Source organism: Novosphingobium sp. SG707 (assembly GCF_012275515.1).
Taxonomy (GTDB): domain Bacteria; phylum Pseudomonadota; class Alphaproteobacteria; order Sphingomonadales; family Sphingomonadaceae; genus Novosphingobium.
The window spans coordinates 49687-69173 of sequence record NZ_JAAZQL010000012.1; the positions used below are offsets into that span (position 1 = coordinate 49687).

The 19487-nt window shown below is 65.6% G+C and carries 16 protein-coding genes; 3 read left to right on the top strand and 13 right to left on the bottom strand.

The window, feature by feature from the left end:
- Positions 1-43: 43 nt before the first annotated feature.
- Positions 44-1363 (top strand): nucleotide sugar dehydrogenase, encoded by a 1320-nt coding sequence (locus FHW92_RS22860; RefSeq protein WP_168605608.1) that lies wholly within the window; start codon positions 44-46, stop codon positions 1361-1363.
- 273 nt (positions 1364-1636) lie between these two features.
- On the opposite strand, the gene FHW92_RS22865 is transcribed toward FHW92_RS22860, so the two are convergent.
- From FHW92_RS22865 to dapD, 5 genes are all read right to left on the bottom strand, one after another.
- A complete protein-coding gene (locus FHW92_RS22865) occupies positions 1637-2194 on the bottom strand; it encodes a thermonuclease family protein (RefSeq protein WP_349237742.1) in 558 nt (185 codons plus the stop codon).
- A 4-nt stretch (positions 2195-2198) separates the two neighbouring features.
- Positions 2199-3521 (bottom strand): nucleoside transporter C-terminal domain-containing protein, encoded by a 1323-nt coding sequence (locus FHW92_RS22870; RefSeq protein ID WP_168605609.1) that lies wholly within the window; start codon positions 3519-3521, stop codon positions 2199-2201.
- A gap of 81 nt (positions 3522-3602) precedes the next feature.
- The gene (locus FHW92_RS22875) at positions 3603-4040 is read right to left on the bottom strand and encodes a potassium channel family protein (RefSeq protein WP_168605610.1); all 438 of its coding nucleotides are present in this window, start codon (positions 4038-4040) and stop codon (positions 3603-3605) included.
- Between the two features lie 62 nt (positions 4041-4102).
- Complete coding sequence (locus FHW92_RS22880; protein ID WP_168605611.1) at positions 4103-4930, bottom strand: glutaminyl-peptide cyclotransferase; 828 nt, start codon at positions 4928-4930, stop codon at positions 4103-4105.
- Between the two features lie 19 nt (positions 4931-4949).
- Positions 4950-5792, bottom strand: a complete 843-nt coding sequence (gene dapD / locus FHW92_RS22885; RefSeq protein ID WP_168605612.1) for a 2,3,4,5-tetrahydropyridine-2,6-dicarboxylate N-succinyltransferase — start codon at positions 5790-5792, stop codon at positions 4950-4952.
- A gap of 183 nt (positions 5793-5975) precedes the next feature.
- Here dapD and FHW92_RS22890 point away from each other — a divergent pair, with 183 nt between their 5' ends.
- The gene (locus FHW92_RS22890; protein ID WP_168605613.1) at positions 5976-8339 is read left to right on the top strand and encodes a S8 family peptidase; all 2364 of its coding nucleotides are present in this window, start codon (positions 5976-5978) and stop codon (positions 8337-8339) included.
- 238 nt (positions 8340-8577) lie between these two features.
- Here the strand turns inward: FHW92_RS22890 and FHW92_RS22895 are convergent, their stop codons facing one another.
- The 6 genes from FHW92_RS22895 to FHW92_RS22920 form a co-directional block, all read right to left on the bottom strand.
- Positions 8578-9864, bottom strand: a complete 1287-nt coding sequence (locus tag FHW92_RS22895) for a dipeptidase (RefSeq protein ID WP_168605614.1) — start codon at positions 9862-9864, stop codon at positions 8578-8580.
- A gap of 100 nt (positions 9865-9964) precedes the next feature.
- Positions 9965-11158, bottom strand: a complete 1194-nt coding sequence (locus tag FHW92_RS22900; RefSeq protein ID WP_168605615.1) for a glycosyltransferase — start codon at positions 11156-11158, stop codon at positions 9965-9967.
- Between the two features lie 143 nt (positions 11159-11301).
- On the bottom strand, positions 11302-11826 hold the full coding sequence (locus FHW92_RS22905; protein WP_168605616.1) for a DUF2141 domain-containing protein: 525 nt from the start codon (positions 11824-11826) through the stop codon (positions 11302-11304).
- Between the two features lie 3 nt (positions 11827-11829).
- Positions 11830-12852: a hypothetical protein gene (locus FHW92_RS22910; RefSeq protein WP_168605617.1), complete on the bottom strand. Its 1023-nt coding sequence runs from the start codon at positions 12850-12852 to the stop codon at positions 11830-11832.
- A 109-nt stretch (positions 12853-12961) separates the two neighbouring features.
- Positions 12962-13705, bottom strand: a complete 744-nt coding sequence (locus FHW92_RS22915) for a polysaccharide deacetylase family protein (RefSeq protein ID WP_168605618.1) — start codon at positions 13703-13705, stop codon at positions 12962-12964.
- Positions 13702-16314 carry an MMPL family transporter gene (locus tag FHW92_RS22920; protein WP_168605619.1) on the bottom strand — a complete coding sequence of 871 codons (2613 nt, stop codon included), beginning with the start codon at positions 16312-16314 and terminating at the stop codon, positions 13702-13704. Before FHW92_RS22920 ends, FHW92_RS22915 begins: the two co-directional genes overlap by 4 nt.
- A gap of 83 nt (positions 16315-16397) precedes the next feature.
- Between FHW92_RS22920 and FHW92_RS22925 the strand changes: the two genes are divergently transcribed.
- Complete coding sequence (locus tag FHW92_RS22925) at positions 16398-17390, top strand: lysylphosphatidylglycerol synthase domain-containing protein (RefSeq protein ID WP_168605620.1); 993 nt, start codon at positions 16398-16400, stop codon at positions 17388-17390.
- Positions 17391-17656: 266 nt separating this feature from the next.
- Here FHW92_RS22925 and FHW92_RS22930 read toward each other — a convergent pair whose 3' ends face one another.
- Together FHW92_RS22930 and hpnK are read right to left on the bottom strand one after the other, a co-directional pair.
- Positions 17657-18670, bottom strand: a complete 1014-nt coding sequence (locus tag FHW92_RS22930) for a VacJ family lipoprotein (RefSeq protein ID WP_168605621.1) — start codon at positions 18668-18670, stop codon at positions 17657-17659.
- Entirely contained in the window at positions 18670-19485 is an 816-nt protein-coding gene (gene hpnK, locus FHW92_RS22935; RefSeq protein ID WP_168605622.1) for a hopanoid biosynthesis-associated protein HpnK, read from the bottom strand. Before hpnK ends, FHW92_RS22930 begins: the two co-directional genes overlap by 1 nt.
- Positions 19486-19487: the final 2 nt, after the last annotated feature.

Sequence of the window (19487 nt, forward strand, 5' to 3'; positions counted from 1 at the left end):
AAATTCCATGCCGAGCCGCCAGAGGGGGTTCGCTTTGACGTATATGTATTCCAAGGTGGCGGTGGACAGCGCCGCGCCTGTATCGCTTGATGCGCAGCAGCGCGTGACCCGCGTGGTGGTGGTCGGGCTGGGCTATGTCGGCCTGCCGCTGGCCGTGGCGCTGGCGGGCAAATTCGAGACGGTCGGGCTGGATATTGATCAGCGCCGCATCGACGAATTGAACACCGGCCATGACCGCACCGGCGAAATCGACCGCGACCGGCTGGCCGCCAGCACGCTGGCGCTGGCCGCCGATCCGCAGGTCTGCCCTCCGGCCGATTATTACATCGTCACCGTGCCCACGCCCATCGACGGCGCGAATCGCCCCGATCTGCGCATGGTCGAGGCGGCAAGCCGCACCGTGGGCGCGATGCTGCCCGCAGCCGTTGCCGAGGGCCGCGTGCCGGTGGTGGTCTATGAAAGCACCGTCTATCCCGGCGTGACCGAGGATATTTGCGCCCCTATCCTTGAGGCGCATTCGGGCCTGTTGTGCGGCAAGGACTTCTTCCTCGGATACAGCCCCGAACGCATCAATCCGGGCGACCGCGAACACACGATCGACAAGATCACCAAGGTCGTTTCGGGCCAGACCCCCGAAATCCTCGACCGCGTGGCCCATCTCTATGGCAGCGTGACCAGCGGCGGCACGTTCCGCGCGGCCAGCATCAAGGCCGCCGAAGCCGCCAAGGTGATCGAAAACGCCCAGCGCGACATCAACATCGCCTTCATGAACGAGATCGCCCAGATCTTTAACAAGCTCGACATCTCGATCTGGGATGTGCTGGCGGCGGCGCGGACCAAGTGGAACTTTCTGCCCTTCGCGCCCGGCCTTGTCGGCGGGCACTGCATCGGGGTTGATCCCTATTACCTTTCGCACCGGGCCGAACAGCTTGGTCTTGATCCGCGTGTTATTCTCGCCGGGCGCGGGATCAATGACGGCATGGCCGGATGGGTGGCCAAGGAACTGCACAAGGCGCGTGGGAACAAGACCGGCAGCGTCCTCATGCTGGGCCTGACCTTCAAGGAAAATATCCCCGACCTGCGCAATTCCAAGGTGGCGGATCTGGTCTCGGCGCTGGGTCGCCTTGGCCACGGCGTGGCGGTCCACGATCCCCATGCCGATGCCGATGAGGCGATGCATGAATATGGTATCCCCCTTGTCCACGACGCGCTGGAGCGGACCTATGACATGGTCGTCCTCGCCGTGCCCCATCGCGAATATTACGAACTGGGCGGGGAGGCTCTGCGCGGGCTTTTGAACGCGGGCGGTACGCTGGCTGACCTTAAGGGTGAGCTGGGGGATGCGGCGGATTGGACGCTTTGATTTAGCGGTTTGATGCCTCCGGCGGGCAAAGGGACTCGGTCCCTTTGCAATCCCATGAATGGGGTGTGCGGGAGGTTGGCAGACTTGCGTGTGGGTTCGATGATTGGAAAGCCTGCGGCGCGGAGAGGTTATCCCTTCAAGCGCCGCAGGCTTTATCATTTTAATCTTGCCCCCATCAGCCTTGGCCGCCGGACAAGCGCAAGGTGGACAGTACCGGGATTGTTAAGGGCCCCCGCCCTTAACCCGCCGGAGGCACCTTAAACCCCTAAAAAATCAATGACACCAATCCCGCCGATGCCCGGTCCACCGCTCGGCCAACCCTTCGCTGACCAATACCGCGCCAAGGCTTTTTCCGCCCCGCGTAATGTCGCGCAGCTTGCGGCCATATTTGTCCACGTCCCGGCTGCCCTCGCTTACCACCGAAAACGCGCCCGCATTGAGCAGGCCCATCAACCGGTCGCGGGCCTTGTCGCCAAGCTGCTCCTCGTAATCACATTGCGGGTGGCTGATTTCGGGGGCGTTGATGTCGGCGATGCGGATTTTTTCGCCCTTGAACCAAATCGTGTCGCCATCGACGACGCAGGTGACGCGCACCTTGCCCTTGCACAGGGCAAAGCGGGCCGATTCGCGGTCCTGCGCAGTGGGTTTGAGGTCCGATGCTGTCACGCCCACGTTCTGCGGCGCGTTCCATTGCCGCCACCGCGTGCTGACCACGCTGATCGCCATCAGCAACAGCACAACGGCGAACACCGTGCCGATGCCTGCCTTGCGCCTTGGCCGCGCGCGCTTGGGCATGGACGCGGCCCATTCTTCATCCCAACGCTGGCTCACGGCGTTACAGCGACAGGAACAGCCCGGCCAGCGCCGCGCTCATCAGGTTGGACAGCGCGCCTGCGGCCAGCGCCTTCAGCCCCATCTTGGCGATCAGCGGCCGCTGGTTGGGGGCAAGGCTGCCGGTCACGGCCATCTGGATCGCGATGGAGGAGAAATTGGCAAAGCCGCACAGCGCAAAGGTGACGATGGCCACGGTTTTGGCCGACAATTCCTTGGCCTGGCCCAGATCGATGAAGGAGACGAATTCGTTGAGCACGATCTTGGTGCCGAACATCCCGCCCGCGCGCATCGCCTCGGCCCATGTCGGCGCGCCCAGCAGGCTGAAGATCGGCGCAAACAGATAGCCCAGCAATTTCTGGAACGAGAGGTCGGGAATGCCGACCCAATGCCCCACGCTCCCCACAATGCCATTGGCCAGCGCCACCAGAGCCACAAAGGCCAGCACCATCGCGCCCACCGCCACGGCCAGCTTTACACCGGTCTGCGCGCCTTCGCTGGCGGCCATGATGATGTTGGCGGGGCGCTCCTCGTCATGGGCCAGCGGAACCGGCTCATCGACATGCACGCCGGGCTGATGCGTCACATCGGCGCGGTTGAGCGCGGCGGCGGCAAGTCCTGCGGGCGGCACGATATTGTCGGGCAGATCGCCATCGACCGGCGGCGGCGTGCGCGGATCGGGCATCATGATCTTGGCCATGCAGATCCCGCCCGGCGCCGACATGAAGGCGGCGGCCACCAGATAGTCGATGCGGATGCCCATGCTGGCATAGGCGGCCAGAATCGTGCCTGCCACGCCCGCCATGCCCACGGTCATCACACAGAACAACTGCGCCGGCGACAGCGCGGCCAGATAGGGCCGGATCACCAGCGGCGCCTCGGACTGGCCGACAAAGATATTGCTGGCCGCGCAAAGCGATTCGATCCGGCTGATGCCCGTCAGCTTTTCAAGGCCGCCGCCGATCCAGCGGATCACCAGCGGCATGATGCGCAGGTAATAGAGGATCGAGATCAGCGAGGCGAAGAAGATGATCACCGGCAGCGCCGAAATGGCGAAACTGGCCCCGCCGATTTCGGGCTTGGCCAGCGGGCCGAACAGGAAATCCACCCCCGAATGCGCATAGGCCAGCAGCGAGGAAACCCCGCCCGCCACGACCTGAAGCGCCGCATTGCCCGCAGGCACATAGAGCACCAGCGCCGCCAGCCCCGCCTGAAGCCCGAAAGCGGCCAGCACCACCCTTGGCCGCACCGCGCGCCGGTTGGAGGACAGCGCAAAGGCGATCCCCAGAATGAGCAGCATTCCCAGCAGGCTATGGATGATCGGCATGAAAGAGGTCTATCCCGTCTTGGCGCAACCGCCCACCGGTAATGCAGCGCGCGCCGCGCGGCAAGCGGCATCAATGCGCCGTTAATGCGCGTCGATACGCCCCAGCATCCGGAAAAAGAACGAGGTGGACCAGCCCAGCAGCAGCATCCCCAGAATGCTTTCAAACGCTCCGATCAGCCGCCATTGGCTGGTGATGTGAATGTCGCTGTATCCCACGGTCGAATAGGAGATGGTCGAGAAATAGAGCGAAGGCTCGAGCCCATGCACCGCGCCGACCGAGAAATAGACCAGCGCAAAGGCCCAGATTTCCACCCCGTGCAGCGCGATGATCGCCACCACGATCGAGAGCGTGAAAATCGCCCCGCGCGGCGAAAGCGGGCGGATATGGCGCAATCGTTCCACATTGGCCTCGCTGCGCAGCGCGCGGGTCAGGCCGAACAGGCCAAAGCCATGCACGATCACGCAAAGCACGACCATGGCCGAGGAAACCGCAAATTGCAGGAACAGATTGTTGCCCATCAGACCCCAGACATGGCGGTTTCAGCCCGCTTTGTCCATGTGGCCGGTCAAAATGTCGCGTATCAATGGGCGGGCGGCGCGGCGGCGGGAGGGGCGATTTCGAACATCACCGGCCATTCTTTGCCCGTGACGTAAAGATGCTTGCCGACCGCGTCCCATGCGATGCCATTGGCCACCTGATCGGGGCCGGTGGCGCCTGCCTCGCGCGCCAGGGCGGCAAGGTCGATCCAGCCCTTGACCCGCCCCGTGGCGGGATCGATCCGGGCGATGCGGCTGGTCATCCAGACATTGGCGAGGATCTCGCCGTTCACCCATTCCAGCTCGTTGAGCATGTCCACCCCGATCCCGTCGGCGGTGACGCTCAGCATCCGGCGGGTGCGGAATGTGGCCGGATCGATGAAGCGCAGCGTGTTGCTGCCATCCGACATGATCAGCTCGGCCCCATCGGGCCGCGCCGTCATGCCCCATCCTTCGCCCAGATACGTGAAGCGGCCAATCGGGCGGAACCCGGCGCGGGTAAAGCGAAAGCCCAGCCCGTCGCGCCATGTCAGCATCAGGATCTGATCGCGCCATGGCGCAATCCCTTCGCCGAACAGAGGGCGCGGCAGGTCGGTCTTTTCCAGCACCCGGCCCGAATTCAGATCGACCCGGCGCAGGCTGGAGCGTCCCTCCATGCCGGTGCTTTCAAAAAGCTGTCCACCATGGATGAACAGCCCTTCGGTATAGGCATGGGGATCATGGGGCAGGCGGCGCAAGACCTGCGCCGCCGTCATGGGAACCTTGGGCGCAACCTTGGGCGCGCGTTCGCCCTGTGCCTCTGCCGCCCCATAAGAGGCCAGCCCCGCAGGAATCAGCAGGGCGAGCAGCAGAGCGAAAGCGCGCTTTTTCATGAGGCTTTGCGGTCCCGGATCAGTCGCGCAGCAGATCGTTGATGCCGGTCTTGGCGCGGGTCTGCGCGTCGACGGTCTTGACGATCACGGCGCAATAGAGGCTCGGCCCCGGCGTGCCGTCGGGCAGCGGCTTGCCGGGCATCGAGCCGGGCACGACCACCGCATAGGGCGGCACGCGGCCGATATGGACTTCGCCCGTGGCGCGGTCGATGATCTTGGTGCTGGCGCCGATGAACACGCCCATCGAAAGCACGGCGCCCTCGCCGATGATGACGCCTTCAACCACTTCCGAACGCGCGCCGATGAAAGCGCCGTCCTCGATGATGACGGGGCCAGCCTGAAGCGGTTCCAGCACGCCGCCGATGCCCACGCCGCCCGACAGGTGGACGCCCTTGCCGATCTGGGCGCACGAACCCACGGTGGCCCAGGTGTCGACCATCGAACCTTCGCCCACATAGGCGCCGATGTTGACGAAAGAGGGCATCAGCACCACGTTCTTGCCGATGAACGAGCCCGCACGCGCCACCGCGCCCGGCACCACGCGGAAGCCGCCTTCGCGGAACTTGGCGTCGTCATAGCCGTCAAACTTGCTGGCCACCTTGTCAAAGGCGGGCGAACCTGCCGAACCGCCGGGCACCACCGCATTGTCGTTCAGGCGGAACGAGAGCAGCACGGCCTTCTTCAGCCATTGATTGACCACCCATTCGCCGTCGATCTTTTCGGCCACGCGCGCCGCGCCCGATTCCAGCAGGCCAAAGGCCGCCTCCACATGGGCGCGTACATCGGCGCTGGCGGGGGTGACGGTGTCACGGGCTTCCCAGGCGGCCTCAATGGCGGCGGCAAGGACGGTAGTGTCGGTCATGGTCTTGGCCTCTTTGCGAAGGGGGACGGCATACGCCTGTTTGACCACAGCGCCTATCGCCTGACGCGCGATAGAACAAGTGTGAAGGCGGGATCGTTACCCGGTGTTTACCCGAAAGGGCGCAGGAAGGAGGCACAGGGGGATGGGTTTATGAATCGGGATGGGGTGTACAGGTCCTTGGCGATGGTTCGTCGCCTGCCGCTGACGGCGGTGGTGGGCGCGGGTCTGGCGGGGCTGGCGGCCTGCGGCGGGGGATCGGGCGGCGGATCGGTCAATTCCACGCCCAGCGGCACAAGCAGCGCCACCGCCACGCCGACCGCGACGGCCACGCCAACGCCAACGGCCACCGTCTCTCCCGGCGCGATCATCACCCCCACGCCTTCGGCCAGTTTCCAGACCGCCGAATACAATCGTTCGACCGGCCCGTCGCAGCATGGCGCGATCACCGCATGGGCGGCGGGCGCCAGCGGGCAGGGCGTGACCATCGGCATCGTCGATTCGGGGATGGACACCATCAATCCCGAATTTGCCGGGCGCATTTCCTCGGCCTCGACCGATCTGGCGGGCAGCCGGGGTTTGAACAATCCCGACAGCGACCATGGCACGATCGTCGCGCAGGTGGCCGCCGCCGCGCGCAACGGGGTGGGGGTGATGGGCATGGCCTTTAACGCCACCATCGCGGCCATGCGCGTCGACACCGCAGGCAGTTGCGCCAGCAGCGCCGGTTGCAGTTTCAACGACAACGCCATCGCGCAGGGCATCACCGCCGCCATCGCCGCCGGGGCCAAGGTCATCAACCTGTCGCTGGGCGGATCGATCCCCAATGCCAATGTCGCCAATGCCATCGCCGGGGCTGCCGGTGCGGGCGTGGTGGTGGTGGTTTCGGCGGGCAATGACGCCTCGGCTCAGGTCGATCCTTTCGCCTCGGGCGTACGCGCGGCGGGCAATGGCAATGTCATCATCGCGGGCTCGGTGGGATCGACCAATGTCATCTCCAGCTTTTCGAACCGGGCCGGGACCGAGGCGGCATGGTATCTGGCGGCGCTGGGTGAACAGATCTGCTGTCAGTATGAAAATGGCGTCATCAAGACCACGGTTTCGGGCGGGACGACCTATACGACCGTCTATAACGGCACGAGTTTTTCCGCGCCCCAGATCGCCGGGGCGGTAGCACTCCTGCGGCAGGCCTTTCCCAACCTGACCGCCGCGCAGGCGGTGTCGATCCTGCTCAACACCGCAACCGACCTTGGCGCCACCGGGCAGGATGCGGTCTATGGGCGCGGCGGGCTGAACATTGCGGCGGCCTTCAATGCGCAAGGATCGACATCGCTGGCGGGCACAGCGACGCAAATGGCGCTGGGCGGCACCAGCGCGGTGACATCGCCCGCGATGGGCGATGCGGCGCAGGGGGCCTCTGTGGCCGCGGTGGTGCTGGATTCCTATGGGCGGGCGTTTGGGGCCAATCTGGCCAATGGGCTGCGCGGCGCGTCGCTGATCCCGAAACTGGCCCCGGCGCTGGTGAACCAGAATCGCGGTTTTTCGCTGGGCGATGGTGCGGTGGCGATGGCCTTTACCGTGGATGCCACCGGGCGCAACCTGGCGCTGCCCTGGTCGGGCGCGCTGCGGCTCAGCCAGGAGGATGCGGCGGCGGCACGTGTTCTGGCCGGGCGGGTGATCGCGCGGGTGGCGCCGGGCCTTTCCATGGGCTTTGCCATGGCGCAGGGGGCCGATGGATTGGTGGCCTCGCTTCAGGGGCAGGACCGGCCCGCCTTCATGGTGGCGGGCAATCCGCTGGAGGACACCGGCTTTTTCCGCAGCGGAGAAACCTCGCTGGCGATCAGGCGGGGCCTTGGCCAATGGGGCCTGACCGTGATGGGCCAGCAGGGCTACGGCTGGACCGGATCGCCATGGCAGGCGGTCGGTGTTTCGAGCCAGAATGAGAGCCGCGACCTTGTGCAGCGCTTCGGCTTTGCTCTCGACCGGCGGCGGGGCGATGTCGAGGCCAGCCTTGGCGCAAGCTGGATGAGCGAGCAGCGCGGCATTCTGGGCGCGCGGTTCAACCCGGCGCTGGGTGCCCATGGGGCGGATACAGTGTTTGTCGATGCGGCGCTCGGCTGGCGGCCCTATCCCGATTTCCACTTCGGCGCGGCTTGGCGGCAGGGCTTTACGCAGGTACGCGGCTCGGGCTTTATCGGCGCGGGGTCAGGGCTGGTGTCCAACGGCTGGGTGGTTGACGGCTCGATCGCCAATTTCTTCAAATTCGGCGATGTGCTGGCGCTGCGCCTCTCGCAACCCCTGCGCGTCGAGCGTGGGGGTATGAATTTCCACCTGCCCGTGGCCTATGACTATGACACGGGCGCGGTCTGGGGGCTGCGGCGGCTCTCACTGGCCCCGATCGGGCGCGAGGTGGATGCCGAGCTGGCGTGGCAGTTTCCGTTAAAGGGTGGCTCGGCGGGGCTGAACCTGTTTTGGCGGGGGAATCCGGGGCATTATGCGGCGCTGCCCGATGATCGGGGGGTGAGTTTGGGGTGGAAGAAGGGGTTTTAGGGTTTGGGGTTTTAAGTGCCTCCGGCGGGTTAAGGGCGGGGGCCCTTAACAACCCCGATTGGTTGGCAAGGTTGTGCGCGTGTCATGGTTTTGAAAGCCCGCGGCGCTTTTAGCGATGAGCTTCCCGCGCCGCAGGCTTTCCCATCATCCGCCAAACCTGACTCTGCCAACCTTACACCACCCCATTAACGGGATTGCAAAGGGACCGAGTCCCTTTGCCCGCCGGAGGCAAAAAACCTCAAAACACCGTCGGATTCTCAATCGCCGGATCCCCCTTATGCGCCGCCGCATAGGCTTCCGCCGCCTTCAACACGCGCAGGAAATTCCCGCTGGCGATCTTTTTCAGATCCTCCTTGGTGTAGCCCTTGCGCGCCAGTTCGACGAAGAGCGCAGGGTAGGCCGAGGTGTCGGGCAGGCCTTGCAGCCCCACCGATCCGCCATCGAAGTCCGAGCCGAGCGCGATATGGTCGATGCCGATGCGCTGCTTGATATGGTCGATATGGGCGACGACATCGGCCAGCGTGGCGACGGGCTTGGGATTGGCCTTTTCCCAATCGGCCAGAGCGGCTGCCGCGATGTCGGGCCGGTCGGGGTGCAGCGCCTTTTGCTGCGCCATCACGCCTGCACGCTGGGCGTTCCATGTGTACTGGCCGGGGCTGATATAGCCGGGGAAGAAATTGACCGCGACCACGCCGCCATTGGCCTTCACCTTGTCCAGCACCTCATCCGACACATTGCGCGGATGGCCGGAAATCGCCTGCGCGTTGGAGTGCGAGAAGATCACCGGCGCGCCCGAAACCTCCAGCGCGTCCAGCATGGTCTTCTGGCTGACATGCGAGAGGTCGACCAGAATCCCCAGCCGGTTCATCTCGCGCACCACATCCTTGCCAAAGGTCGTCAGGCCATTGTGTTGGGGCGCATCGGTGCCGCTGTCGGCCCATGGGGTCGTTTTGAAATGCGTCAGCGTCATATAGCGCACGCCGATTTCATGCAGGGTCCGCAGCACGGCCAGCGAGCCGCCGATGGAATGCCCACCTTCGGCGCCCAGCAGGCTGGCGACCTTGCCTGCCTTCCATGCCTTTTCGACGCAGGCAGCATCGGCGCAGAACTGCATTTCATTCGGATTGGCCGCGATGATGCGCTTCATCACATCGACCTGTTCAAGGGTCGCCTGCACGGCCTGCTGATCGTTGAGCGCCGCCGAGACATAGACCGACCAGAACACGGCCTGAAGATGGCCCTGCTTCATGCGGGTCAGATCGGTCTGCATCGGCACGATGGCGGGCTTGGCATTGGTGTTCCACTTGTCATCGCCCGGTTCGCGGGTGGTGTCGTGGAAATCAAAGCCTTTGAGCACGTCGTGGCGCCGGTCGCGCAATTGTTCGGGCACGTCGATATGGCCGTCCCACACCGGGGCCTCCTTCAGCGCGGCGGCCGCGATCTGTTCGGGCGTTTGTGCAGGCGCAGCCAGCAAGCTGGAGGTGGAAAGCAGGAAGGCAAGGGCGCCGGTAATCGCGTGTCGCATGAAAGCTCCGCAGCAGGAAGGATTTGGCGCGCACAAGAGGCCATCGCCTGCCCCTGCGCAAGAGGGGCAAAGCGCGTATCAACATCCGTGTCAGGTAAGCTCAGGCGACTTCGGCTTTTTCGGACAGATATTCCTCGGCGCCCTCGGGCCCTTGCCCGCGCCGGGCCTTGGCGTAATCGGCAAACAGAGCCTCGAAATGGCCTTGGGTCGAAACGACCTTCACCTCGGGCGGAGCCTTGGGCAGGTTGCGCAGCAGGCGCAATGTGGCGCGGGCGGCGGCCATGGCGCTGCCCGCGCTATAGGTGACGCCCGCGCCGCCGCGCGCATGGTCGGCCGCGCCGCCGCGATCAGGCACGATCACCGGCACCCCGCTGGCCCGCGCCTCTGCGGCGGCCATGCAGAAGGTTTCGGCCTCGCACCCATGGATCAGCGCATCGGCGCTGGCCAGAATGGTGGCGAATTTGGCGCGATCCTTCTCAGGTTTCAGCAGCTTGATATGCGGATTGCCCGCCACCTGCTTCAAAATCCGCGTCTTCTGATTGCCGGCGCCCAGCAGCACCAGCCCGATTGGCATCGACTGGCTGGCCGCGGCCACCGCGTCCACGATCATCGGCCAGCGCTTTTCCGGGCTGAGCCGTCCCACGCCGATCAGCAATTTGGCGCTTTCAGGCAGACCGCACATTTCCAGCAGCCGCCGCCGCAGCGCCGGGCTGCGCCGTTTCGGGCTGAACAATCCCGCCTCGATCCCCATCGGATGCAGCACCGTATGCGCTACGCCGCCTGCCGCCAGACGGTCGCGCAATTCCGCGCTGGCGCAGACCACGCGCTCAAACTGATGGCCCAGCTCGCGCAGGTGCTTCCAGAAAGGCTCGAAGCTGCGGTCGATGGCCTCGCGGCTCATGATCGGTTCGAACCAGCGATAGGCATAGGCCGAGAGCGGATCGGCATGCATCACCAGCGCGCGCGGCGCATCGCCGGGCCAGCGGGCCACCATGCTGGCGCTGCGCCATGGCGAAGAAACCTCAAGGAAATCGGGCTTGAGCGCGGTGATCGCCGCGTGCAGCGCGTCCTCATCCTTGAAATACCAATATTTGCGATCCAGCGGAAAGCGCGGCGCCGGGATCGTTACGATCCGCGCCATCGGCCCGCGTTCGATCACCTCATGCCGGTCGCCGGGGGCAAGGATGATGATCTCATGGCCCAGTTCCGGGCCAATCCGCATCTTTTGCTCGACATAGGTTTTTACGCCGCCGCCATGGGGCGTGTAAAAGGCGCAAACATCAACGATCCGCAACTGGCCCCTCCTGTCGCCGGACAGGTTTGCATTTCCGATGCCCGATGACATCCGGGGCGCATGTGGCCTCTGGCGGGGCAAAGCGCAAGAGGGAGGGCGCCGGGTGTGACACGGTGTGTCACGCCTGCATCAGTTAACCGGCATCAGTTGATGGGCGACATGCCCAGACCGTTGCGATAATTGAGCGTGATCGAAACGCGCGTGGGGCCGTTGCCCGCCACCGCCTTGGTCGCGGCGGCCTTGGGCTTGTGCCAGCCAAGGCGCGGGTTCGAGGCAAAGCCGATGCCATCGACCCACCAGCCGAACTTGCGGTTGTTGTCCCGGTCGTGCAGCAGCATGATCGAATAGGCCCCCGCCGCCGGAACGCGCACGCAGATCTGGACATTGCCGCTGGCGGGCGTTTCTTCCTCAACCCGGCGAAACGCCTTGCCCTGATAGACGAGCACATTGTCATCCATCAGGAAATCGGCGTCATTGTTGGGATAGACCTCAAGCTTGAGCTTGCCGGTGCGATCCTTGAGCCCCACCACATCGACCAGAAAGGCCGGGCCGCTTTCATTGGCGCGACATTTGCCTTCCGCCTTGCCCAATTCGGGCGTGGAGGCCAGCGGTACCGCCGGCTTGGCCGGCGCTTCGGCGGCAAGGATCAGGGGCAACAACAGAGCCATGCTTTATCCTTCTTTGCGCGAGGTGATAAGATCGACAGTGGCAAACACCGTGCCCACGATAATATGGGCAATCGGGTAAAGGACAGCCATCATCGCCAGCAGGTATGAAATCTGATCATCATGCCCCATCAGGAAGATGGCAAGACCCGAAAAAGCGGCGTCTTTATAAGGCACAAGCGGCAGGCGCGAAATCAGCATCCGCAGCGTGGCCAGCACCAGCCAGATGCCATAGGCCACATCGGGCAGCACCAGATGCCAGAGCAGCGCGGTCAGCCCCACATAGGCGATGATGCGCAGGAAATGGACGCCGGTGATGATCCACAATTCGCGCCGGGGCAGCGAGAACAGCTTTTGCCGGAACAGCAGGATGACAAAGGAGGTAACCAGCACCACGCCCAGCGAGGTGAACACGGTGGTCGTGTCCTTGCCCATCACGCCCGACTGGATGATCTTCCACGCCGCGCCCAGCATCACCAGCGTGGCGATATTGCCCGTCAGCGCCGAGAGGATGGCCATGTCCTTGATCGCGCCGAAGGGGGCCGTCACCATGCCCAGCCGCGCCCGCGCCCAGGCATAGAACTGCACTTCGCCCAGATAGGACATCAGCAGTTCATTCGACACCTGCTTGCGCAGCAGAGCCGGGATGCCCGAGGCCGGGATGCGCCACAACCGGCGATAGATCACCCATTCGGACAGCGGCGGCATCATGTAATTGATGGCAAACACGATCCAGAACGGCGCCGAACGCGGCACCATCTCGATCAGCCCCTTGGGGTTGAGATCGAGCAACCGCACCGCCACCACCACTAGAATCGCCAGCGAGATCAACGAGCTGGCAAAACCGGCGATGCGCGAACGGCGCTGATTGGCCTCTTCCAGGGCGATGTCGCGGACGGGGGCCGGTTCGGCCGCCGGTTCGCCTGCCGGTTTTGAGGCCTCGCCATGGGCGGGGCTTTGGGTCAACATCTGTTGTGCTTCCTGATCCGCCACGGTTGGTGCCGCGCCCGATGGTGTCTTGTCGCTCATAGTGGCGCCGCCTTGGCAGGCTTTGCCCGTGATTGCCAGTAGGCAACTTGCGCCATGCTGATGGGCCTTTTGGGGCTAACGGGGGCTGAACGGGCCATGGGGCTGATGTTCAGCCTGCCGGCAATTCGCCGTAGCGCGCCGGGCGGCGGCGGGCGGCAAAGCTGGTGTAGGTGGCGCGGATCGAGGAAATCAGCGCGGGAACAGTGGTATCGCCCGGATGCACCGCGATGCGCGCCACATCCAGCCCATGGAGCCCCACCCGCGCGAGCCCGGCAAAGAAGCGCGAGGAAAGCTGGCGCCCCTTGGTCCGGCTGGCCCATGTCACCACCGGGCCGCGCGCCAATGTCTCACCCGTTTCGGGCCGCCACACGCGCATATGATCCTCGGCCAGAGGAAAGCCCGATTCGGCCAGCGCCGCCATCGCCCCCGGCCCATAGAGCCACGCGGGCGCGATAAAGCCCGCCGTCTCGCGCCCGATGATATCCTCGATCAGCTTGCGCCCGTCGGCCATCCGCCGCGCCGCCTCGGCCTGCGAAAGGCCGAGGAACTCGCCTTCGCTGGCGGTCATATGCTTGGCCTTGAAGGCCGCCACGCCGCTGTGCTGGGCCAGATCCTTGTGAAACCAGCCGTGGACGAACATTTCCACGCCGATATCCGACCACCGCCGCAACTTGGCCTGATAGGCGGCATTGCCCGCCAGCGGCGCCTCGCTCCAGTGATCGGGCACGACCAGCATCGCGAAATTCATGCCGCCCAGCAGTTCGGACAGCAGATCGGCCAGCTGATCGACCTGCGCCTCGGCGCGCGGGCCGACATCGTGGATCGAGGCCAAAAGGATCTTTTCGCGGCTCATGGCTTATCCTTCTTATGCACCGGACCCAGCAGCGCAGGCTCAAAGATCAGCGCACAGATCAGCGTCCAGACCAGCGAGAGCATCAGGATCAGCCCCATGCTGGCCGTGCCGGGATGGGCGCTGAACCACAGCGCGCCAAAGGCTGAACCTGTGGCCAGCGCGCTGCACAAAACCGCGCGGGCCAGCGAGGTCTGCAACAGATCGCCCACCCCCGAACGCCACGCCATGACGAAATAGATGTGAAACGCCACGCCCACCCCGAACAACAACGGAAAGGCGATGATATTGGCAAAGTTCAGCGGTTGCCCGATCGCCACGCATGTTCCCAGCGTCAGGAAGCCCGACAGCACCACCGGGGCCAGCGTAAAGGCCACCTCTCGCACCGAACGCAGCACCAGCCAGAGCAGGAGCGACACCAGCGCCAGCGCCAGAATGCCCGCTGTGATAAAGGCATGGGCCACGGTCTTGGCGGCCTCCTGTGTCGCCACGGGCAGGCCGGTGGCGCGCGGCGCCTCGGCGCGCACGGCGGCGGTAAAGCGCGCGATGGTGGCATTGTCGGTGCCATTACCCGCAGGCGTCACCTGAACCAGCGCGCGGCCATCCTTGGCCAGCCAGTCGCGGCGGATCTCCTCGGGCAGGTTCTCGCGCGTCACCTCGCTGGCGGTCAGCGAGGCGCGGATCTTGTCCAGCGTCAGATGGAGCGGCGGCACCAGCATGGCGCTCACCGCTTCGCGCTGCGCCGGGCCGGCGGCGGCCAGAGCGGCAAAGCTGGCGGCCAGATGCGCGGCGGGCGCCGCCGTTGCGCCGGGCCGCGCGGCCAGAGCCTTGAGCGATCCGGCGGCCTTGTTCAGCGCGGCCACGGTGGCGGCATCATCGCTGGCGGGCGGAAAGTCGAAAGGATTGATCGTGGCGTCCAGCAGCAGCGAGGCGTCCGAAATCAGCGCCAGCTTCACCCCCTGCGCCTCGGGCACGAAACTGTCGATGGTGACCGCGCGGGCCACTTCCTTGCGCCGGGCCAGACGGGCTTCCAGATCGTCGGCGGCGGCCACATTGGGGGCCAGAATCGTGATCGTGTTGGGCGTGCGGTCGGCATCCTTCATCAGGATCGACAATTCGCGCATCGCCGGGCTATGCGGATCGCGCAGGTGCAGCGGGTTGAAGTCGAATTTCACCCAGACCAGCGTGACCACGGAAAGCAGCATCGCGCCGACAAAGGCGATCAGCACATCGCGCCGATGCCGATGCAAAAAGGCATCGAGCGGCGCGGCTCCGGCCCAGCCCACATCGGCGGCAGGAACCGCAGGGCGCAGCACCATCAACAGCGCGGGGAGCAGCGTGATGTTGAGCAAAAAGGCGACGATCATGCCCATGCCCGCAATCACGCCCAATTCGGCGATGCCGACATAATCGGTGGGCAGGAACGCCCCCAGCGCAAGGAAAATTGCCGCCGCCGCAAGGCTCAGCGGTTCACCGATGGCGGCGGCCATGCGCTCCAGCGCCTCCATCGGCGCAGCCCCGGCGCGGCGCTCATGGTTGAAACGCACCGCCACCTGAATGCCGAAATCGACGCCCAGCCCGACGAACAGCGGAATAAACGCCACCGAAATCAGATTGAGCCGCCCGACCGCCAGCAGCCCCAGCGCCAGCGTGATCGCCAACCCTGCGATGATCGTCACCATGATCGCGCCCACGATCTTGGCCGAGCGCGTGGCCAGCCACAGGCAGGCCAGCATCGCGGCCAGCATGCCCAGCCCGATCATCCCCATGCCCTCGCGGATCGAGGCGAATTCCTCGTCGGCCAGCGGCACTTCGCCGGTGATGCCCACGCGCATCCCATGCGCCGCGTCCAGCCCCAGCGCGGCGGCCTGCGCGCGGATGGCCTCAACAGCGGCCGCGCCCGGCTCCAGATCGCCATAATCCATGCGCGGCATCACGATCAGCAAACGGCGCGTGGGCGGGGCGAGCGAGCCCTTGTCGGTCGAAAACATCCGCTGCCACGAGAAATACTGCACCTTGCCCGAAAGCTTGGCGTCAATTGCGGCCGACAGCTTGCCCAGCGGATCGGCAAGGCGCGAGGCATCCTGCGTGCCGCGCGCGGCGCCATCGGCCACGGTGTCGATGGTGGCCGCAATGCCGTGCAGGCTGGGATCGCCCGCAAGGCCGCCCAGCAAGGGCTGCGCGTCGATCAGCCGCTGCGTCGTCTGCTGCACCTCGGGCAGATCGGCAAAGAGCAGGCCCGAGCGGTCAAAGAACGCGCCCCCATCGGGCCGCCGCACCGCCACCACCGGCCCTTTCGGCCCCAGCTTGCCCAGCGCCTCGCTGAGCCGGATCGCGCCATCCTCGGCCAGTTCGGGAGTTTGCCCGTCGACCACGACCAGGATCGAATCCTTCAATTGCGGAAAGGCCGCCTCGATCGCCGCGCCATCCTGACGCCATGGCGTTTTCGCGCTGATCAACTGGCCGGTGTCGGTGGTCATCGCGAAATGCCCCGCCACATAGGCCAGCGCGCCCGCCACCAGCGCCAGCGCCAGAATCAGCGTGACCGCAGGGCGATGGGATGCCGCGCGGATGGCGCGCAGGATGGCGGGGGTCAATCGGGCGGTGATCATCGCGGCCTGCTCTGACCGAAAACTGGGGCGCAAACAAGGCACAACCTTGCCCAAAGCGACGTATGCTCCTATCGCGCCGCCCCATGACTGAAACCAGATCCAGCCGCCGGTGGAGCGCCATTCTGCCCTCGGTGCTTTTGCTTGCCGGCCTGCTGGGCATGGTGGCGGCCAACAGCGGGCTGCGGCATATGTTTGCTCAGGCCGTGGCGACCATCGACCCGCTGGCGGTGCTGGCGATCCTGCCGGTGCAATTCGTGGCGATTTTGCTTTGCACTGCGGCGCAGCAGGCGCTCAAGGTGGGCATCCCCTTCCGCTCCAGCCTGATTGCGCGGCTGGTGCGCGATGCGGCGCACAGCCTGCTGCTGTTTCCTCCCGGCCTTGGCGATGTGGTGGGCGCGCGGGCGGTGGTGCTGCTGGGCGGGCGCGGGCGCGCGGCGGTGGCCCTGCGCGCGCTCGACATTATCGCCGAGGTGATTGCCGAACTGCCCTATATGGGGCTGGCCGCCTATGTGCTGTATCATTGGGGGCATTGGGGAGAGCAATCTGCGCCCTCGACGCCTTCGTCCGGCGCATCGCCGTGGTGGGGACTGCTGGCGGTGCCGCCGCTGGCCTATGTCGGATGGCGGATCTGGCGGGGCAGCGCCCACCACCGTCGCTTTATCCAGACCCGCACCGGACGCCGCCTGCGCGCCGAAATCCACCTGATGCGCCGCGAACTGGCCCGCCAGCGTACCGGCCTGCCGCTGGCCATTATCCTCCATTTCTTCGCATGGAGCATGTCCGGGGTGCAGGTCTGGATCGCCGCCCATATGTTCGGCATGAACCTCTCGCTCTTTGCCGCCTTTGCCATCGAAAGCGCCGCCACCGCCGCCCGCATGATCCTCTTCTTCGTCCCCGGCGGGCTGGTGATGCAGGAAGCGGGCGCGGTGCTGGCAGGCGCCGCCATGGGCGTGGCCGCGCCTCAGGCGCTGGCGCTGAGTTTGATTTTGCGGTTGCGCGAGTTGGCCTTTGGTCTTTCGCTGTTGATGTGGCCGGTGCTGGAGTATCGGGCGCGGCGCGAGACGTCTGAAGGATGAGATTTGCCTCCGGCGGGCAAAGGGCGGCGGCCCTTTGCAATCCCGGTACTGTCGTCGTTGCGCCCCGGTTCGGCCAAGGTTGATTGGCGCAGCGTCTGAAATTGAAAGCCTGCGGCGCTATTCAGCGCAAGGCCCCCGTGCCGCAGGCTGTCAAACCATTGCCTGAAACGCGACCTCGCAAACCCGACATTACCCATTCACGGGATTGCAAAGGGACAAGTCCCTTTGCCCGCCGGAGGCTCTTCTTCAAACCTCTTCAAATCCCTTTATGGCTTAACCGGTTTCGCCCCCGGATCCTCCAGCGGATCATCGAATTCGGGCACTTCGGGCGCTTGCCCCGGCGGGACTTTGAGCGCGGCGATCTGCCCGGCGCGGTGCTGCAGATAGGTGGAGCGCAGGGCAGCGTAGAAGTCGACCGACTGGGCCTTGAGCGCCTTGAGCTCGGGCTCGGCGCGGGCGCGCGTATCGACGCCGCTGGTGCCCAGCGCGATGGCGCCGGGGGTGGAGACCGAAACCGCCTCGGTCACGAAGGAGCGCGGGCGGCGGTTGGGGGCCACCGAAACCTGCGGGCGCGACACGCGGTCCAGCAGCAGCGGCTGGGTAAAGGCATCGCCGCCCATGCCGATCAGGTCGCGGATCGTTGTCGGCCCAAGGAGGGGCAGATAGAGGTAAACCCCCGGCCCGGCCCCGGCCACGCCCAGCGTATTGGAAAAGCCGTTGCTGTGCGCGGGCGTGTTGAACGGCTTGCGCTTGGCCACATCGACCAGACCGCCAAAGCCCAGCGTCGAATTGAGCACGAAGCGTTTGGCGGTCTGCCACGCGCGTTCGGGTTTCAACTGGATCATATCATTGGCCAGCGACGAGGGCATGAAGATATTGGCCAGCGCATTATGCACCCCGTCGCGCACCGGTTCGGGCAGGACGGTGCGATAGACGATGGCGATGGGGCGCAGGATAAAGCGGTCGATCGGCTGGGTGATGGCAAAGAACACGCGGTTCATGCCTTCGAGCGGGTCGGGATTGGCGAGGTTGGCGATCGTGTCGGGGCCTTCCTCGGGTTCCTCGAAACTCTTGCCGTCGCGCTGGGCGGCCTGCGCCATGCCGATCACGATGATGGGGGCATTGTCGTCGGGATGGGCCGGGTCATCGGGATGTTCGGCGGCGATGGCGGCCACCTGGGCAGCGGCTTCGGTATCCTCGGGCGCGGGGGCCGGATCGGGCGTGCTGGCGGCTGCGGCGAGAGGCGCCAGCGCCAGCGGCAGGACGAGGGGAAGCGCCATCAGTTCGCCCGCCCCGCGAATCGGGCAAAGGGGCCGGTTTCCACCCCGCTGGCGCGCAGGGCCGCGATCACGCCCGGATCGGTCAGCGCGGCAAGTTCCGCGCGATAAAGATAGCCGGGCGCCGAGCCGGGATAGGCGTCCACCGTGGCCGGATGGGTGTAAAGCTCGGTCAGCCCCTCGGGCAGGTCGGCCAGTGCGGCGGCCATGCGCTCGGCGGTAAAGGCCCCGGTCTGGATCAGGCCGGTCACATTGTCATTGGTCGCCACGCCCGCCTTGCGCCATTGCCGCCCCAGCAGCCGCGCCCAATGTTCCATCATACCGGTCCCGGCCTGCGCGGGCATACGGATCGCGGGCAGGCCATGGCGGCGCCCTTCCTCCAAAATCGCCGCCGCGATCATCGGGTGGAGGTGGAAATGCTTGTGCGCGTTGACATGATCGAGCGCGAGGCCCGTTTCGGCAAAAGCGGCAAATTGCGCGGCCACCTCGGCCCGCATCTGTGCGCGGGCCACGGGCGAGAGGGCGATGGCAAAGGCGGTCTTGACCATGGAGGGGTGAAACCAGCCATCGGGCCCCACCAGTGCCGAGACCCGCTCCGGCGGCAGCACGGGGCGGCCATCGGCCAGCACCACATGCAGCCCCACGCCCAGCCCCGGCAGGCGGCGCGCCCTCGCCACCGCATCCTGCGCCGCCTCGCCCGAAACCATCAGGCTGGTGGCGGTCAGGATGCCTTGCGTATGGGCGCGCTCGACCGCTTCGTTCACCGCCAGCGCGGCGCCGAAATCATCGGCCGTCACCACGAGGCGGCGCTTGGTCATCA

What these genes read in the sequence shown, in the direction of transcription:
- FHW92_RS22930 (WP_168605621.1), bottom strand. Translation starts at nt 18,670, where the DNA reads ATGGCGCTTCCCCTCGTCCTGCCGCTGGCGCTGGCGCCTCTCGCCGCA.
- FHW92_RS22920 (WP_168605619.1), bottom strand. Translation starts at nt 16,314, where the DNA reads ATGATCACCGCCCGATTGACCCCCGCCATCCTGCGCGCCATCCGCGCG.
- FHW92_RS22890 (WP_168605613.1), top strand. Translation starts at nt 5,976, where the DNA reads ATGGTTCGTCGCCTGCCGCTGACGGCGGTGGTGGGCGCGGGTCTGGCG.
- FHW92_RS22860 (WP_168605608.1), top strand. Translation starts at nt 44, where the DNA reads ATGTATTCCAAGGTGGCGGTGGACAGCGCCGCGCCTGTATCGCTTGAT.
- FHW92_RS22910 (WP_168605617.1), bottom strand. Translation starts at nt 12,852, where the DNA reads ATGAGCGACAAGACACCATCGGGCGCGGCACCAACCGTGGCGGATCAG.
- FHW92_RS22925 (WP_168605620.1), top strand. Translation starts at nt 16,398, where the DNA reads ATGACTGAAACCAGATCCAGCCGCCGGTGGAGCGCCATTCTGCCCTCG.
- dapD (WP_168605612.1), bottom strand. Translation starts at nt 5,792, where the DNA reads ATGACCGACACTACCGTCCTTGCCGCCGCCATTGAGGCCGCCTGGGAA.
- FHW92_RS22870 (WP_168605609.1), bottom strand. Translation starts at nt 3,521, where the DNA reads ATGCCGATCATCCATAGCCTGCTGGGAATGCTGCTCATTCTGGGGATC.
- FHW92_RS22875 (WP_168605610.1), bottom strand. Translation starts at nt 4,040, where the DNA reads ATGGGCAACAATCTGTTCCTGCAATTTGCGGTTTCCTCGGCCATGGTC.
- FHW92_RS22895 (WP_168605614.1), bottom strand. Translation starts at nt 9,864, where the DNA reads ATGCGACACGCGATTACCGGCGCCCTTGCCTTCCTGCTTTCCACCTCC.
- FHW92_RS22880 (WP_168605611.1), bottom strand. Translation starts at nt 4,930, where the DNA reads ATGAAAAAGCGCGCTTTCGCTCTGCTGCTCGCCCTGCTGATTCCTGCG.
- FHW92_RS22905 (WP_168605616.1), bottom strand. Translation starts at nt 11,826, where the DNA reads ATGGCTCTGTTGTTGCCCCTGATCCTTGCCGCCGAAGCGCCGGCCAAG.
- hpnK (WP_168605622.1), bottom strand. Translation starts at nt 19,485, where the DNA reads ATGACCAAGCGCCGCCTCGTGGTGACGGCCGATGATTTCGGCGCCGCG.
- FHW92_RS22915 (WP_168605618.1), bottom strand. Translation starts at nt 13,705, where the DNA reads ATGAGCCGCGAAAAGATCCTTTTGGCCTCGATCCACGATGTCGGCCCG.